The following is a 16,334-nucleotide window of genomic DNA, read 5'->3' as shown; positions in this document are numbered from 1 at the left end:
CGGCAGGCACGCCCCGCTGCCCTCTTTCCGCGCACCCGCGCGGCCCGATTTCAACCGGAGACACCGCGATGGATTTCGACTACTCCCCCAAGACCAAGGACCTGCAGGCGCGCCTGCTGAAGTTCATGGACGAGCATATCTACCCGTCCGAAGCCGCCTACACCGCGGAACTGGCCGCCAATACGGCCGCGGGCCGGCGCTGGACCGCACTCGAAACCATCGAGCAACTCAAGCCCAAGGCGCGCGCGGCCGGCCTCTGGAACCTGTTCCTGCCGGTGGATTCCGCCGCGGCCTCGGGCTATAAAGGCGCCGGGCTCACCAACCAGGAATACGCGCCGCTCGCCGAGATCATGGGCCGCGTACCCTGGGCCAGCGAGGTGTTCAACTGCTCCGCGCCCGACACCGGCAACATGGAAACCATCGCCCGCTACGGCAGCGAGGAGAACAAGGCCCGCTGGCTGCGCCCCCTGCTGGAAGGCGAGATCCGCTCGGCCTTCGCCATGACCGAGCCCGACGTGGCCTCCAGCGACGCGACCAACATCTCCACCCGCATCGAGCGCCAGGGCGACGAGTACGTCATCAACGGCCGCAAGTGGTGGATCTCCGGCGCGGCCGATCCGCGCTGCAAGGTCTTCATCACCATGGGCAAGAGCGACCCCGAAGCGCCCAAGCACTCGCAGCAGAGCATGGTCCTGGTGCCCGCGGACACGCCCGGCATCCGCATCCTGCGCCCGCTCAACGTGCTGGGCTACGACGATGCGCCCCACGGCCACGTCGAGATGGTGTTCGAGAACGTGCGCGTGCCGGCCAGCAACATCCTGCTGGGCGAAGGCCGCGGCTTCGAGATCGCCCAGGGCCGTCTGGGCCCCGGGCGCATCCACCACTGCATGCGCCTGATCGGCCTGGCCGAGCGCGCACTGGAGCTGATGTGCCGCCGTGCGTCCTCGCGCGTCGCCTTCGGCAAGACCGTGGCCCAGCAGACCGTGACGCAGGAGCGCATCGCCGAGGCCCGCTGCAAGATCGACATGGCCCGCCTGCTCACGCTCAAGGCCGCCTGGCTCATGGACGTGGCCGGCAACAAGGTCGCCAAGACCGAGATCGCGATGATCAAGGTGGTCGCCCCCAGCATGGCCTGCCAGGTGATCGACTGGGCCATGCAGGTGCACGGCGGCGGCGGCATGTGCGACGACTTCCCGCTCGCCTATGCCTATGCCGGCGCGCGCACGCTGCGCTTCGCAGACGGCCCGGACGAGGTGCACCGTAACGCCATCGCGAAGTGGGAGCTGGGCAAGTACTCGGAATACGGCCGGGGAGCCGAGGTGCCGGTCACGCGCGGCTGCTGAGCACTATGTGCACAGGCCGAGGTTCATTGAGCAGAACCTCGGCCCGCAGTACGTGACGGCGCTCTTCTTCCCATCTACCAAATATCGAAATTTGAATCATGCGAATTTGGCTGCCATACCCCTGCCCCTATGCGCATAGCATCTGGCGAGGGCGGTTGGGCCTGCTTCAAGAATCCGGCATGAAGTACCCATATGTATGAGCCGGGTCAGTGACATAGAGCATAGCCCTTGACCTGAGCCCGACAACGTGGCCAAGGCAGATCACTTTTCCAATCGCGGCGCCCATACTACTCAGCACTGCATTGCAAGGTAGTCCTTTATACACGGCTGCTACAGAAGCCACGCATGAAGTGGTAGCAGCACGCCCTCTTCAAGATATTCAAATAATTCATTTAAACATTGCTTCGTGCCAATACCCCTGTGAATCGTTAAGCCAATCGAATTTCTTCTTTTCCGCAAGCACCCGCAGGGGGGTGAGCGGCAAGTCATAACGCCAAAGCAATGCGAGCAATTCTCGCAGCTGCTCTTTGCTCAAGGCGGCAATATTTACGCTCAACAACAAATCTCTACCAACACCTTTTATATCGCGTATTGCGGTTATTTCCCCAAACCCCTGAAAAAGGCGTTTCTCATCACCTCTTGAATAAAAGCTGCCCAAGGCTATTTTTATAATCATCTCAAATATCTCCTATCGACGACGACCGCCAGGATAAATGTTGGTATAACGGCCACCAGGGTACTCTACATCCCAGTGAGGGCCACCATGGGCATCGCCCGTGGAACCGGAGTCGGGCCCGGTGGGACACCAAACCCCACCGTCAGCACCTTGCCAACCATATCCACGCCCATTGGGGTTGCGAACCCAACTTTCGCCCCCTTTGGGATCTTTAAATCCTTCTGCGCTACCTGGCTTGCCAGGCGCCGTAGGCCCGGTTGGGTCATATGCATTACTTGGCGGCTTCGCAAACATGCGATCCAACCCGTAACCTAGCGCATCCAACCCCACTCCGACCGCAATATCAGTCCCGATAACTATCGCAGGGATAAATGGAATAACGACCGCGAACTGGCCGGTTGGAGCGGTATAGGACGCCGGGTTTCCTTCTGCATACCCAAACCGATTCCACCCTCCCTCCAATCCAATCGGGTCAGCCTGCACATACCGCCCCGTCCCCGCATCGTAGTACCGGTGCAGGTTGTAGCTCAGCCCCGTCTCCTCGTCCCACGACTGTCCCGGATACCGCAGGTCGAACCGTACCTGTTCGCCATAGCTGCGGCCACTGGCCGCACCGCCCTGCGCATAGCCCGTGGCTCCCGTCGTCGGGTTCGCCTCCCCGAAGCCCGCGATCAGCCACTGCCACACCACCTGCCCCTGCGCATTGGTCAGTCGCCGCGGCGTGTTCAGGTGGTCCGCGTCGATCGCGTACAGCCGGCCGTTGATCTGCGCCGCCACCGGCATCGGGCCCATTGCCGTGGGCAACCAGATCACTTCGGTGCTGTCCATCTCGCTGGCCGGCGCCGCGCTGTCGGCGCTGCGCCGGTTGCCGTACTGGCCCAGCACCGTGCTGCCGATGCCATCTTCCGCGTACACCGTCTGCTGGTGGCCGGCGATATTCGACGCGACCGCAAACAACTCATTCAAAACTTATGCAACGGCCCGAAGTCTTTAGATGAGAAGAATCTAGTCTCTTCATCCGTAGCTGGCTCGATTCCACAATAATAGTCATGCAAAGTCACATCGGCCACCAACAATCTAGCGCCTTCAGAGAGCTTCATAGCTGCCTCATCTCTCGATGTACCGAAAATATCGGAAGCCTCGAAAATAATAGCAAAATCGCATAGTCCTTCGAAGCTCAGCAATCGCAGCAGAGGCTTTGACAAGCAAACTTCCCCAACACTGGCAGATTCAGCTTTTACGAATATAGATGCTGGCGCCGAACGATTCTCAAGCGAATTCACCAAGATCTTCGGCAATTGACAATATTCAAGTACCCCCCATTCAGTGCTAGTGACTTCAAGAACGTTCTTTGGCTCGATTATTTTATATAAAATTTTGCAGGCATCATCTGCTGATAAACCTTCAAAAACCAATTCAATTAAACCACTCATGATCAATCCAAAAAACCTTTAAAGGAACCATCCATATTTAGCCGCACACCACGCCCATCGCCAAGCCTTTTCTCTAAAAAATAAATACCATTACTATTCACCTGCGCAAATGCTCCGGGTCCGCGAAGTACGTCATTCAAATGTGCCACGCCCTGATCGTTCCATGTTTTCATAGAGCCAGTCATCACCCCCCACCTCCCGGGATTTCGGCCAGCATGTTTAGACAGCGCATGACCTACAACAGTGCTGCCCTTATATACCTGTTGCGCCGATAAAAGAATTGCACTCGGCTCGAGCCCGGATGTCGCCAATGCAGCAGGTGCACAGTAAGCACCCGACTCCACCCCCTGCGCGATCCCTTGTGCCACAGGCGTCATACGCGATACTGCCGTCGGAATCTGTGCCACCAACGGGCTCATGGGCGCCACTACCGTACCGTTGACTCCAGACGCTCCAGCAATGAATTCCGTCAGTGCTGGCGCGTACCGGTACAACGCCCCCTGGGCAGCACCGTACACGCGCACAGCGGCATTGGCCATACCCATCAACAAGGGGTGCAATCCATCCGGGTCTCTCGCATTGAGAGGGTCGGCTTCCACATACCCAAACCGATTCCACCCGCCCTCCAACCCAATCGGGTCAGCCTGCACATACCTCCCCGTCCCCGCATCGTAGTACCGGTGCAGGTTGTAGCTCAGCCCCGTCTCCTCGTCCCACGACTGTCCCGGATACCGCAGGTCGAACCGCACTGCCTCGCCATAGCTGCGGCCACTGGCCGCACCCTCCTGCGCATAGCCCGTCGCCCCGGTCGTCGGGTTCGCCTCCCCGAAGCCCGCGATCAGCCACTGCCACACCACCTGCCCTTGTGCATTGGTCAGCCGCCTCGGCGTGTTCAGGTGGTCCGCGTCGATCGCGTACAGCCGGCCGTTGATCTGCGCCGCCACCGGCATCGGGCCCGTCGCCGTGGGCAGCCAGATCACTTCCGTGCTGTCCATCTCGCCCGCAGGCGCCGCGCTGTCGCTGCTCCGGCGGTTGCCGTACTGGCCCAGTACCGTGCTGCCGATGCCGTCTTCCGCGTACACCGTCTGCTGCGTGATGGCCGGGTGGTCCTGCCCCGACAGCCGCGCGTCGCGCTTGAGCACGCGCTGGCCCAGGGCGTTCGTCACATAGCCCACGGCCAGGGCATCGGAGGCATCGGCGCTGGCGCCGACCTTCACGATGCGGCCATCCACGCCGTAGTGCAGGTACGTGTCGCCCTTTTTGGTGAGCGCGCCTGCAGCATCCTGGCTGTAGGCCACCTGCGTGGTCTGTACCGCGCCGCCTGCGGGCGTGAAGCGCTCCGTGTAGCCCTGCAGCCGGTTGCTGTCCGCCGATTGCGCGAACACCCGCTCCAGCGTCGCCGCGCCTGCGCCCGTCGCGCTGGTGTGGTGCACCTGCGTGCGGTTGCCGTTCGCATCCCATGCGTAGCCGCTGGCCGTCGCGCCCAGCGTGTCGCCCAGGCCCCAGCCCTGCGGCAGCGCCAGGTCCGCCGGCGCGCTGTGGGCGCTGGCCGTCAGCCGGCCTGCCGCGTCGTAGGTGAACACGCTCGCCAGTGCAATGTCCTGCGCCAGCGTGCCCATGCCCGGCAGGGCGTGCCGCTGCAGCATGCGCGCCACCCGGCCCGCGCCGTCCCACACCAGCTGCGGCAGCAGGCGGCTGGAGGCCAGTTGTCCGGCCGTCGTGTAGCTGCGCTGCTCGGCTTGGGCCGTGCCCAGGCCGCCGCTCCACTGCCAGGCCGTCGGCTGGCCCAGGGGGTTCCAGGTGATGGACGACAGCAGCGGCTGCCCGTTCCACTGCAGCCCGGTGAGCTGGCCCGTAGTGTCGTACTGGTGCTGCAGTTGCCGGCCGCTCGGGTAGATGATGGCCGCGACCTGCCCAGCCCCCGCGCCGCCCGCGGGCACGTAGCGGTAGCCCAGCGTGCGGGTGTCGCCATTGGCGAGGATCTCCGTCTTGCGCGTGATGCGGCCCAGCAGGTCGCGCTGGTAGCGCGTGGTGACCTCCGCCTCCTGGATCTCGCTCAGGGAACCCACGCTCGCCTGCGGCGCGCCTTCGGCGTTGTACTCGGCTCCGGGCAGGTCGTAGCGCAGCACCGTGGTGCGGCTGGCGCCGCCGCCCGCGGCGCTGCTGACGATTTGCGTAGGACGGCCCAGTGCATCGCGCGTGATCGCCGTGGCCCGGCCCAGCGCGTCCGTGATGGACTTGGGCAGGCCCAGCGCGTCGTACGTGGTGGCCAGCGTGCCGGCGTCCGGCGTGGATTCCTGCAGCGCGTTGCCCTGCGCGTCCCGCGTGTAGCTGGTCGCCACGCCCTTGAAGTCCGTCGCCTTGGTGACCGCGTCCTGGCCGTCGTAGGCCAGCGTGGCCGTCGCGTTCTGCGCATTGGTGATGGATTTCACCCGCCGCAGGGCGTCGAGCGCCAGCGTGGTGTTGCGGGCGACTCCATCGAGCGTTTCGGTGCTGCGCACCAGGTCGCCGTTGGCGTCGTAGCCGAAACCGGTCGTGGTCGCGGCCAGTCCGCTGTCCGCGCCCCCGACGCTGACGCGCTCCACCCGGTTGAGGCTGTTGATGCTGCGCGCCAGCTGCCATGCCGCACGGCCCTGGGCATCGGCAATGCGCTCGGTCACGCGGTTGCCCATGCCGTCGAGGGTATAGGTCGCGCTCGCGCCGCGGTTGTCGCTCCAGTCCGTGAGGCGTTGCGCCGCGTCGTAGGCGTAGCTGACCTGGTAGCCGTCCGGCGTGGCGGCCGTGGCGAGCTGTCCGGTGGGATGGTAGGTATAGAGCGCGACCAAATCGCCGCGCTGCAGGCGCGTCAGGCGGCCGCGGGCGTCGTATTGATAAGAACTCAACAATCCATTGGCTGCGCTTGTTAAGAGAACCCTCCCGTTTTTATCGTATGCAAGGTAGTTTGTAGCCTGCCCGATATTGTTTGCAACTGACTTTACATCTCCTTTGAAATACGAATCGCCAGTATTTTCATAATAGAGAAATGAAATTTTTAATCCATTCGGATAATCCTGCGATATTACCTTTCCGAATTCATTGTAACTGTAAAGCCAAACCTTTTCAGACCTATCGGTCGAGACATCGGCCGCAAATCCTGCCGCACCACTACCGTCCTTAGTCGTTACCTCAATTTTTTTACATAGAACAGCGAAGGGCATCCCATTCGGCAACACGGCTTGTGATGGCGCACAATTTAATACTTCACCAGTCTTCGGGTCCTGCTGACCATTAAAAATTAAATAAGTTATTCGCAGTGGCTCAGCTATCGCCACCGGCAAGGCCCAGTCGGGATGCCATTGAGTAGAAATCTTGACAGCGCCCGCGGGGAGATACCCATCATTGGAGAATATATAGTAGCAACTAGTCCCTGAAGATACACCGCGAACTGTTACCAATGGCCCCGCCTTCCTCGGTCCATAAAGATAACAATCCTGGTTTCCAGAGTAATCAATCTGACTCAGAAGATTAGCTTTACCATCATACTGCCTCTGCATCGTATAACTAACACCAGATGTGACATCCTTCCTATCAACTCTCGCCAACCAAGGCGTAGACTCAATCTGCTGATAATCATAATTCACCACCTCACCCAAAGGCCCAATCAGTTCACGCCCCGCACCGGTGTAGTTGACTTTATATCCGTTCGCCGCATCCGAATCAAAACTTATAACTCGCCCCGAACAGTCATAACCGAACCTCTTCTGCACGTTACCCGATTCATCATCAACGCCCACCAGCAAATTACGGACTTTAGCGTCATGTCCACACCCCGCCTCATCCCCAGCGGCTCCATACCTGTAATTTTTCTTGTAGCCATCAGGGTAAGCAACTGAAAGCAAATTACCTAAATCATCATAGGAGTATTTGTATTCCCCTCCAGCCGGATCGATCACACCATCCAACAATCCGTTTACATAAGAAAATCTCAACGATCTGCCAAAGGAATCCGAGACATATTCCGGACCAACGATCAACTCCTCTTCAGCGGGATAATTAAGCCTTACATCCATACTCCCATCGATATTCATGCGCCGCGTCAATCGGCCTGCTTTATTGAATGCTCTTATCTCCTTTCCGCCAGAGTAAACCATCCATCTGTCGGTTCCTGTGCCAGACAACTCCCAGACCCGATCTGCCATATCAGGCTTGTACGGAACAATCCCGGCAGCATTCTTTTGGAATAACTTGACCCGTCCTTCCCCGGTCTTCCATACGTAAACCTGTGGATTGACCCCATTTCCCATCGGAACAATGGTGAAGCATTGTTGCTTGAACGCCCCTTTGGCATCACGAAGATAGCCCCAAATGCATCTTTTGTCCTCTGGATTGTCGAGCTTGTCGATCCACCTCTCATTAATCATTGAAGAAAATTGTCCAACATCACTTCTGTATATCCTAGAAAACTCCAAACCAGAGCCTCCCGAATAATCCAACTCCTTGTGAATGTTTTGGCCTGTTCCAGGATGAAATGCGCCATGGACGGACTGACAGTCATCGCAAGGCTGGGCCTCAGGAAGTTGCAGTTCGCAATAAACCGACCTTCCATTCGAAATCGATTCAGCACGCATCACCAATTTCTGGAAACCTTGATTCGCGTCAAGATAAACAATAGGACAACGCAAACCTATTTCCGCGATAGCGGCATAAGTATTTTCTCTCTGCGGTTCGTTGGATGCAAGGCTGAAATATTTTTCCGGCCTCCCATTCACATTAACGTTACTCGTTTGAACGGGACCTGCAGCATAACACTCCGTAGTCCCGTCATCTTTCTTATGACAAGCATGAGTCTGGTACATGGCTATAGCGGCATCAATAGCTTTCGACGGACTATCAAATTCAACTTCCATCGGAAACAGGCCATACCCCCATTTCGCTAGCCAATACACTTCCGGCTCAATATTTACGCTATAGGCGCCCGCAGAACTTGGAAGAAATCCAAAAATCAACCAAACCCAAGCGTTAACAAAAAAAGACAATCGCCTCATTACATCTTCCCTGGTCTTTAATATTTTTTGATATCAATATCACCCAGCTAAGCCAAAGGTGGCACTACCGCATTAAAAGCATTTTTAAGGCGCCAGCGTCAGCGCGTGCCCCCACCGCCCCGGCCGCAACTGCAACGCCCGATACCCCCCCTCCACCCACTCCCCGCGCATATCCCGATACCGCGACGAAAACACCAGCCCGCTCTGCCCCGTCTGGTAAATGAAGCGCGAGGCCTCCAGGTCCGATAGGTCATAGAGTGCGCGTAGCGACGCGGCATGCCGGTTCACGAACGGCCCGTCCTTCCTGCCGAGGTCGTACTGCCCGACATTGACCGTATAGGCATCGCCCGGGGACGGCACCTGCACGTCGAAGAACCGCGCCAGCGCCGGCACGTTGCCGAAAGGCCGGTGCACGCTCAAGGCCGGGTGGGCGCGCCCCCACTGCCAGCGGGCGGGGTCGGGCCCCTGCGCCGCTGCCAGCCGGTCCAGCGCGCGGCCCAGGGCGTCGGCGGACTGCTGCTCGCAGCCGGAGGGCTGGCACCACCAGGCGTCATTGCGCTCGAGGATGCCCTCCAGGCCCGCACGGTAGTCGCGCCGACCGTAGGTGGCGGCGAAGCGCTCGGCGCCGATGCGTGCGGCGATGGTGCCGCGGGCCAGTTCGTCCGCCCAGGCAGCGAAGACCAGCGGGGCGGCCCGGTCGGCGCGCATGGCGCCGTCGAATCCCTGCAACTGCGCGGCAGCAGCGCCGGCCAGCGGGTGCGGATGTCCCGCCACCGCGCGCTGCAGGTAGGGCAGCAGGCGCAGGGTGGCAAGGGAGACGACGTCGCCCTGCAGGCGCTGCATGCCGGCCATGTCGATCTTCCCGGCAGCTTCGAGCTGCTGCGCGATGCGGTCGTGCCGGTAGGGCAGCGCCCAGTCCTGGGTCAGGAAATGCGGATAGCCCTCGGGCGTGATGCGCTGGTTGGCGGTGGCGATCCAGCCCCGGGCCGCGCCGTCGTCCTGCGGCGTCTCGGCATAGGGCAGCCAGCCCTGCCAGTCGTAGCGTGCGTCCCAGCCGGGGGCCGGCGCGACGCCGTTCAGGTCGTTGCCTGCGGCGCGCACGGGCACGCGCCCGACGGCCTTGAAGGCGATGCGGCCCCCGGTGTCGGCCGCGACGACGTTCTGCATGGGCGAGTGGTAGTCCGACAGCGCATCGAAAAGCTCTTCCACGTCGCGCGCATGGTTCAGGCGCAGGCCGGCCAGCACGGTGCGGTTGTCGGCATCCAGGGCGCTCCAGCGCAGCGCGAGCACGGCGCGCTGCAGGTCCAGCACGCGGCCGTGGGATTCGACCACGTCGCTCAGCACCGGGCCGTGCCGGGTAGCGCGCAACGTCACCGCCACGTCGGGCTGGCCCTTGACGCGGATGGTCTCCTGGCGCTCCGTGAACTCCGCCCAGCCGTCGGGCGTGCGGTAGCGGCGCGGGTTCCCAGGATCGATCCGTTCGATGTAGAGGTCCTGCACGTCGGGGCTGGTGTTGGTGAAGCCCCAGGCCACGCCCGCGGTGCGGCCCAGGACAACGAAGGGCAGGCCCGGCAGGGTCGCACCGACCACCTCCAGGGGAGGAATGCGCGAGCCGTCGGCGGCGCGGCCTTCCGGTGCATGCAGGGCGGCGTAGTACCAGATGGCAGGTGCCGAGAGGCCCAGGTGCGGGTCGTTGGCCAGCAGCGGCTTGCCGCTCGCGGTGCGCGAGCCGGCCACCACCCAGTTGTTGCTGCCCTTGCCTTCGTTGGTGCCCGCATCGCGCACCAGGGCGCGCGACCAGTCCAGCCATTGGCGCGTACCGTCGCCCGCCAGGGCCGCCACCATGCCGGGCACGGCGGTGGAAGCTGCCGTGGATGTGCCCGGGGGCGTGCCCGCCGCGGCAGCGCCCTGCCCCGCGCCGCGGTAGATGCCCATGCCCCGGTAGAGCGCCGCCAGGTCCACGCGGGTGGCCGGCGGCTCGCCGGGATACGGGGGCAGCAGCTGCCACAGGCGGTCGGTGTCCAGCGCCTGGGCGAGGGAGAGGCGCGTGAATTCCTGGCCCCAGTTGCCGCCCATGTCCAGCGCCATCATCAGCGCCCAGCCCACGCTGTCCTCGGGGGTCCAGGCGTCGCGGCCGTCCTTGCCGTCCAGGGGCGGCACGCCCAGCAGCAGGAATTCCGGCGGCAGTGCCCGCCCGCTGCGGTGGAAGCTGCCGATGCCGCGGGCGTAGGCCTGCAGCGCCTCCTTCGCCGGGGCCGGCAGGCCGGCGTACTGGCGCCGGGCGGTGCCTATGATGTCCAGGGCGCGCATGAGCTTGTCGGTGTCCAGCGCGGCGGGGCCGAACAGTTCGGACAGCTGCCCGTGCATGAGGCGCCGGTTGAACTCCAGCTGCCATGCGCGCTCCTGCGCATGCACATAGCCCATGGCGAACCAGGCGTCCTGCGCGGAGGCGGCATGGATGTGGGTCACGTCGGAGGGGTCGCGCCGCACCTGCACGGGCGCCACGAGCCCGGGCGCGGAAATCCGTCCGTCGAGCGCCGGGAAGCGGCTCTGCACATAGCACGCGACCACCGCGCCGCCGAGCAACGTGAGCGCCACCGCCGCCACGGCACTCCAACGCATCCAGGATCCTGCTTTCCGCTGTCGCAACCGCATGGCTTCGCCCCCTCTCGAGATGGAGCACGATTGTCGTGCAGCAACGCGGCCGTGGGCGGCCCCTGCGCGGGAAATCGATCAGTACGGCGGGAGCGTGTCCCAGGTTTCCGGCAGTTCGGTGTCGGTGACGCCGAATCCCAGGGTGGGCGTGTCCGTGCGGCCGAAGGGCACGCCCAGCGCGATCTGCCCGCTGCCATGCAGCAGGCAGGCGGAGCGGCGCAGCGCCACGACGGTTTCGCTGCCGTCGAACCGCACCCAGCTGCCGTAGCTGCTGAGGTCGGTGAACACCACGGTGCCGCCGCGCCATTCGACGCGCGCGTGCAGGCGCGACACGCGCGGATCGGCGACCCGGACCGGCGCCTGCGAACCCCGGCCCACGTGCAGCGGGCTGTCCGCCGCGCCGAAGGTGCGGATGGAGCCGGACCAGGCCAGCTCGATCCAGGTGTTGGGCTGCCGGATCGGCGCCAGTTCGCTCGCCAGGCCGGCGCGCAGCGTCAGCGGGCCGTGCTCCTCGCCCACCCGCCAGTCCACCTGGTACACCAGCAGCGGCTCGGCCCGGCCGCGCAGTTCCAGCGCACCCATGCGCACATAGCCCGCGCCTTCCACGCCGCCCGCCAGTTCCACGGTGGCGGCATCGGCGAGGATCTCGCGGGCGCCGGCGCGCTCGCACAGGCGGGAGGCGACGTTCACCGCATCGCCATAGGTATCCCCGTCCACCTCCACCAGCTCGCCGTAGGCCATGCCGACGCGCAGGTCCATCGCGCCATCCGGCTTGCCGGGCCGCTCGTGGTGGCGCCGGGCCATGTCCGCCACCGCGGTGACGGCGGAGGCCGGCTCGCCGAACACGGCCAGCACGCCGTCGCCCAGCGTCTTCACCACCCGGCCGCCATGGCGGCCGAGCGTCGCCGCCATCCATTCGGTCAATCCGGTCACCGCCGTGGTGGCCAGGGTGTTGCCCTGCGCTTCGAACAGCGCCGTGGTGCCGACGATGTCGGAAAACACGACGGTATGCCGGACGGTTCTCATGGGCGGTGCTCAGTGGCCGGCGGCGTGGCCCCAGTAGATCAGGGCATCGCGCCCCTCCACGGAGAGGGAGACCTGCGCGCCCACCGGCAGCAGCACCTTGGTCGGCACGTGGCCGAACGGCAGGTTGGTGAGCACCGGCGCCTTGATGCGGGTGCGCAGCCAGTCCACCACGCTCTGCAGCTTGAAGCCCTTGTCGTGCGGCGCGAGCTGGTAGCCGGTGAACTGGCCGAGCACGACGGCCTTCTGCTGCGCGAGGATGCCGGCGTGCAGCAGTTGCGTGAGCATGCGCTCCACGCGGTAGGGATGCTCGCTCACGTCCTCCACGAACAGGATCCCGCCCTTGACCGGGGGCAGGTAGGGCGTGCCCACCAGGGAGCAGAGCATGGCGAGGTTGCCGCCCCAGAGCGTGGCATTGCGGATGTAGCAGTCCTTCACCGCGGGCTTTCCGTCGGCCGCGGGTTTCTCGTTGTGCATGCGCCATCCGGCGCCCTCGCCGTGGCCGGTGAGCAGGTCGTCCAGGCAGGCCAGCATGATGTCGTCGGGCTCGCCTTCGCAGCCCAGGTCGCCGACCAGTGCCGGACCGGCCCAGGTCATGGCGCCTGTCTTCGCGAGCAGCGCGGCCTGGAAGGCGGTGAAATCGCTCAGGCCCACGAACTGCGTGCCCCGCTCCACCGCCTTGGCCACGGCCTTGTAGCGGATGCCGTCCAGGATGCGGGTGAGCCCGTAGCCCCCGCGCGAGATGAGCGCCACGTCGGCGCCGCTCGCGGCGGCGCGGTGGATGGCAGCGAGGCGGGTGGCGTCATCGCCCGCGAAACGGGTATGGACGGCCAGCGCATCCGCATCCACCTCCACCTCGTGCCCCATGGCCTGCAGGCGGGCGACGCCGCGCTTGAACGCGGCCTTGTCGCGCACGGCACCGGCCGGCGAGTAGATGTAGATGTGGCGCGGGCCATGGTCGTGGCCGCAATGCGAATGGTCGTGATCGTGTTCGGACAAGGCTCGTCGGGCCGTCAGGCCCGCTCCGGCAAAGGCAGGATGAAGGGGGGCGGATAGGGTCGTGCCGGCGGCGTCTGCGGTGCGCCGCTCATGTGTGGAAGTATTCCACAGCGCGGCGCGCCAGTTCCGCGCCGTGGCGCTCCGGCAGCAGGTGGCCGGCATCGGGCCAGACCCAGGGTTCCCCTCCGCCCGCGGGCCACGGCGGCACCGCGCGCGCGTCCACCAGGGCCGCAGCACCCCAGGCCGCGTCGCGCGCACCCACCGCGAGCGCGCTGCGGCGCCCGGGCGCCGACCAGAAGGCGCGGCCGGCGCGCACGATGGCGGCCGGTCCGGCATCCGGCGCGGCGGGCAGCCAGTGGAGGCCCGCGCGCAGGGCGGCACGGTAGCCCGCATCGGGAAAAGGCGCTTCGCAGGCCGCAGCGGCCACGGGATCCAGGCCCGGCGCGGCGCCGGGGCGCAGCACCGCCGCCTGCCGTGCGGCCAGCGTTTTTCGCCAGGCGGCCAGGCCCGGCGGCAGCGATACGCCGTCGCCGGGCGGGAGCCAGGCATTGATCGCCAGCAGCCCGGTGAACCGGCCGGCGGCATCCGGCAGGGCCTCGGGTGGTGCGGCCGGCAGCGCCATGCCCGGCAGGCCGCCCTCCCCCTGGACGACCAGCACGGTGCGGCGCAGGTCCAGCCGCTCCACCAGTTCGGCCAGCGTGCGGTGGTGCCAGGGCAGCGTGTGCGCCGCTTCCTTCTTGGGCTTGTCGCTGCGGCCGAACCCGATCAGGTCGGGCGCCACCACGCGGTCGCCGGCAGCCAGCCAGACCGGCAGCATGTGGCGGAACAGGTAGCTCCAGTTGCCGGTGCCGTGCAGGCACAGCCAGGTGCGGGGCGCATCGCGCGGCCCCTCGTCCAGGTAGTGCATGCGCAACCCTGCGAGGGCCGGCAGGTCGCTGAGGTAGTGCGGGGCCCAGGGCCAGTCCGGCAGGCCGGCGAAGCGCGCATCCGGCGTGCGCAGCGCGTCGTCCCGCAGGGGATGGGCGGCGCGCGCATGGGCACGCCGGGCCTCGCGCCGCGACTGGAAAAAGCCGCTCAGCAGCGCGCCGCATTCCTGTGCCAGCACGCCGCCCTCGATGCGCGTGTGGTGGTTCAGTGCCGGCTGCGCGAACAGGTCCACCACCGAGCCCGCCGCGCCGGTCTTGGCGTCGGGGGCGCCGTACACCACCCGGTCCAGCCGGGCGTGCAGCATGGCGCCGCTGCACATGGCGCAGGGTTCGAGCGTCACATACAGCGTGCAGCCGTCGAGCCGGTAGTTGCCCAGGCGCCCGGCCGCGGCCCGCAGCGCCACGATCTCCGCGTGCGCCGTGGGATCATGGCCGGCGATGGGTGCATTGCTCCCCCGCGCGAGCAGTTCGCCATCGCGCACCACCACCGCGCCCACGGGAATCTCGCCCCGCGCGGCGGCCTCCGCCGCCTCCTGCAGTGCGATCCGCATCCAGGCTTCGTCGGCCTGCCGGTCCGCACCGCCGGGAGCGACGCCCGGGCCTGCTAGCGGGCCCATGGAAATCCGGTGGAGGCCGGCGACAGGCCGCACCCGGTGCGCAGGGATGTCTTCACTTCGCCTCGTCGTCCGGCATGGGCCGCGGCTGCTGCATGAGCGACTCCACCTGCTGGCGCACCTGCTCCTGCACCTGCCGGCTTTGCATCTGCACCGTGGGTGCCGACGCGCCGGAGGCCGGTGCCTGCGCGCCCGGCACCACCGGCACCGCCACGCGCGTGCCAGCCACCTGCTGCTTCACCAGCAGGGCCACCACGGCCAGGGCCACCAGCAGGCCCACCAGTCCCAATGCCATGCGCATACCGTCGCTCCTCGTTCATCACCGCTGCACAGGCGGCATGGCCGCCCTCACCAAAACAGAAGTGCCGCGCCCGGAGACCCGGGCGCGGCACGCCACTGTATCGGAACCGGCGCCGCCGGCGGCAATGCCGCGGCGCGCCGGGCGCAGGCAGCCTCGGCTCAGTTCAGCGCGACGCGCGCGTTGGCCGGGTAGTGGTAGAGCGTCACGGCGGGTGCCGTCAGCTCGCCCTTGGGCGTGAAGGACACGTTGGCGGTCACGCCCTTGTACTGGGTCTTGGCGATGAAGGGGGTATAGACCTTGGGATCCACCGAGTCGGCGCGCTTCATGGCGTCCACCAGCACCATGGTGGCATCGTAGGCGTAGGGGCTGTAGATCTGGAACTGGCCCGGGAACTTGGCGTCGTAGCGCTTCTTCCACTCCGCGCCGCCCTGCATCCTGGCGACGGACGCGCCGCCCGTGGCGCAGGTCACGTTCCTGAGTGCCGCCGACTTGGCGGACAGGTCGGGCAGCTTCTCCGTGCAGAGCGCGTCGCCGCCGAAGAACTTGACGTCGCCCATGCCCAGCTGCTCCATCTGTCGCAGCATCGGGCCGGCCTGGGCATCGAGGCCGCCGTAGAAGATCGCATCGGGCTTTTTCGGCTTGATGGAAGTCAGGATCGCCATGAAGTCGGTGGCCTTGTCGTTGGTGAACTCCTCGGCCACCACCTTCAGGCCCTTCTGCAGCGCCGTGGCCTTGAACACCTGGGCCACGCCCTGGCCGTAGGCCGTGCGGTCGTCGATGACGGCGACGGTCTTGAGCTTGAGGTGGTCGGCCGCGTAGATCGCCAGGGCGGCGCCCAGGGCGCTGTCGTTGGCGATCAGGCGGAACGTGGTCTTGTAGCCCGGCTTGGTCAGGTCGGGATTGGTGGCGGCGGCCGTGATGTTCGGCAGGCCGCACTTGTCGTAGAGCGAGGACGCCGGGATGGAGGTGCCCGACTGCAGGTGGCCGACCACGCCCGCCACCTTCAGGTCGCAGAACTTCTGCGCGATGGCAGTGGCCTGGCGCGGGTCGCCGGCATCGTCTTCCGCGGCGATCTCGAAGCGGATCTTCCTGCCGCCGATGACGAGGTTCTGCGCGTTGAGGTCGTCCACCGCCATGCGCACGCCGTTTTCGGTGTCCTTGCCGATGTGCGCGATGCCGCCGGAGACGGGGCCGGCATGGCCGATCTTGACGGTCTGCACATCCTGCGCGCCCGCGGGCGCGGCGGCGAAGGCGGACAGCACGGCGGCAGCGGCCGCGGCACGGGGCAGCGAGGGGAGGAAGCGGAAAACGGAAGGCACTTCGAAGGTCTCCTGACAGTC

11 protein-coding genes are annotated in these 16,334 nt (G+C 65.3%); 1 reads left to right on the top strand and 10 read right to left on the bottom strand.

Translation table 11 applies throughout. The features are described from left to right. Nucleotides 1–68: 68 nt before the first annotated feature. Nucleotides 69–1,343, top strand: coding sequence for an acyl-CoA dehydrogenase family protein (locus ACGHC0_RS11770; protein WP_415268294.1), 1,275 nt, complete (start codon nt 69–71; stop codon nt 1,341–1,343). A gap of 388 nt (nt 1,344–1,731) precedes the next feature. On the opposite strand, the gene ACGHC0_RS11765 is transcribed toward ACGHC0_RS11770, so the two are convergent. The 10 genes from ACGHC0_RS11765 to ACGHC0_RS11720 form a co-directional block, all read right to left on the bottom strand. Then, nucleotides 1,732–2,019, bottom strand: coding sequence for a hypothetical protein (locus ACGHC0_RS11765; RefSeq protein WP_415268293.1), 288 nt, complete (start codon nt 2,017–2,019; stop codon nt 1,732–1,734). A 12-nt stretch (nt 2,020–2,031) separates the two neighbouring features. Further along, nucleotides 2,032–2,985 (bottom strand): RHS repeat-associated core domain-containing protein, encoded by a 954-nt coding sequence (locus tag ACGHC0_RS11760; protein ID WP_415268292.1) that lies wholly within the window; start codon nt 2,983–2,985, stop codon nt 2,032–2,034. Beyond that, entirely contained in the window at nt 2,982–3,452 is a 471-nt protein-coding gene (locus ACGHC0_RS11755; protein ID WP_415268291.1) for a hypothetical protein, read from the bottom strand. Before ACGHC0_RS11755 ends, ACGHC0_RS11760 begins: the two co-directional genes overlap by 4 nt. Before the next feature lie 2 nt (nt 3,453–3,454). Next, nucleotides 3,455–8,476 carry an RHS repeat-associated core domain-containing protein gene (locus tag ACGHC0_RS11750; protein WP_415268290.1) on the bottom strand — a complete coding sequence of 1,674 codons (5,022 nt, stop codon included), beginning with the start codon at nt 8,474–8,476 and terminating at the stop codon, nt 3,455–3,457. 84 nt (nt 8,477–8,560) lie between these two features. Beyond that, nucleotides 8,561–11,098, bottom strand: coding sequence for a penicillin acylase family protein (locus tag ACGHC0_RS11745; RefSeq protein ID WP_415268289.1), 2,538 nt, complete (start codon nt 11,096–11,098; stop codon nt 8,561–8,563). Between the two features lie 111 nt (nt 11,099–11,209). Continuing rightward, the gene (locus tag ACGHC0_RS11740; protein WP_415268288.1) at nt 11,210–12,157 is read right to left on the bottom strand and encodes an adenylate/guanylate cyclase domain-containing protein; all 948 of its coding nucleotides are present in this window, start codon (nt 12,155–12,157) and stop codon (nt 11,210–11,212) included. Between the two features lie 9 nt (nt 12,158–12,166). Further along, nucleotides 12,167–13,153, bottom strand: coding sequence for an LD-carboxypeptidase (locus tag ACGHC0_RS11735; protein ID WP_368355372.1), 987 nt, complete (start codon nt 13,151–13,153; stop codon nt 12,167–12,169). 88 nt (nt 13,154–13,241) lie between these two features. Beyond that, complete coding sequence (gene tadA / locus ACGHC0_RS11730; protein ID WP_415268287.1) at nt 13,242–14,696, bottom strand: tRNA adenosine(34) deaminase TadA; 1,455 nt, start codon at nt 14,694–14,696, stop codon at nt 13,242–13,244. 52 nt (nt 14,697–14,748) lie between these two features. After that, nucleotides 14,749–14,994 (bottom strand): hypothetical protein, encoded by a 246-nt coding sequence (locus ACGHC0_RS11725; protein ID WP_288492769.1) that lies wholly within the window; start codon nt 14,992–14,994, stop codon nt 14,749–14,751. Between the two features lie 158 nt (nt 14,995–15,152). After that, nucleotides 15,153–16,313 carry a branched-chain amino acid ABC transporter substrate-binding protein gene (locus ACGHC0_RS11720; RefSeq protein ID WP_415268286.1) on the bottom strand — a complete coding sequence of 387 codons (1,161 nt, stop codon included), beginning with the start codon at nt 16,311–16,313 and terminating at the stop codon, nt 15,153–15,155. Nucleotides 16,314–16,334 lie beyond the last annotated feature (21 nt).

This window comes from Acidovorax sacchari (assembly GCF_042847045.1).
Classification (GTDB): domain Bacteria; phylum Pseudomonadota; class Gammaproteobacteria; order Burkholderiales; family Burkholderiaceae_C; genus Paracidovorax; species Paracidovorax sacchari.
Note: the sequence above shows the minus strand (reverse complement) of the source record. Positions and strands in the feature narration are given on the sequence as shown.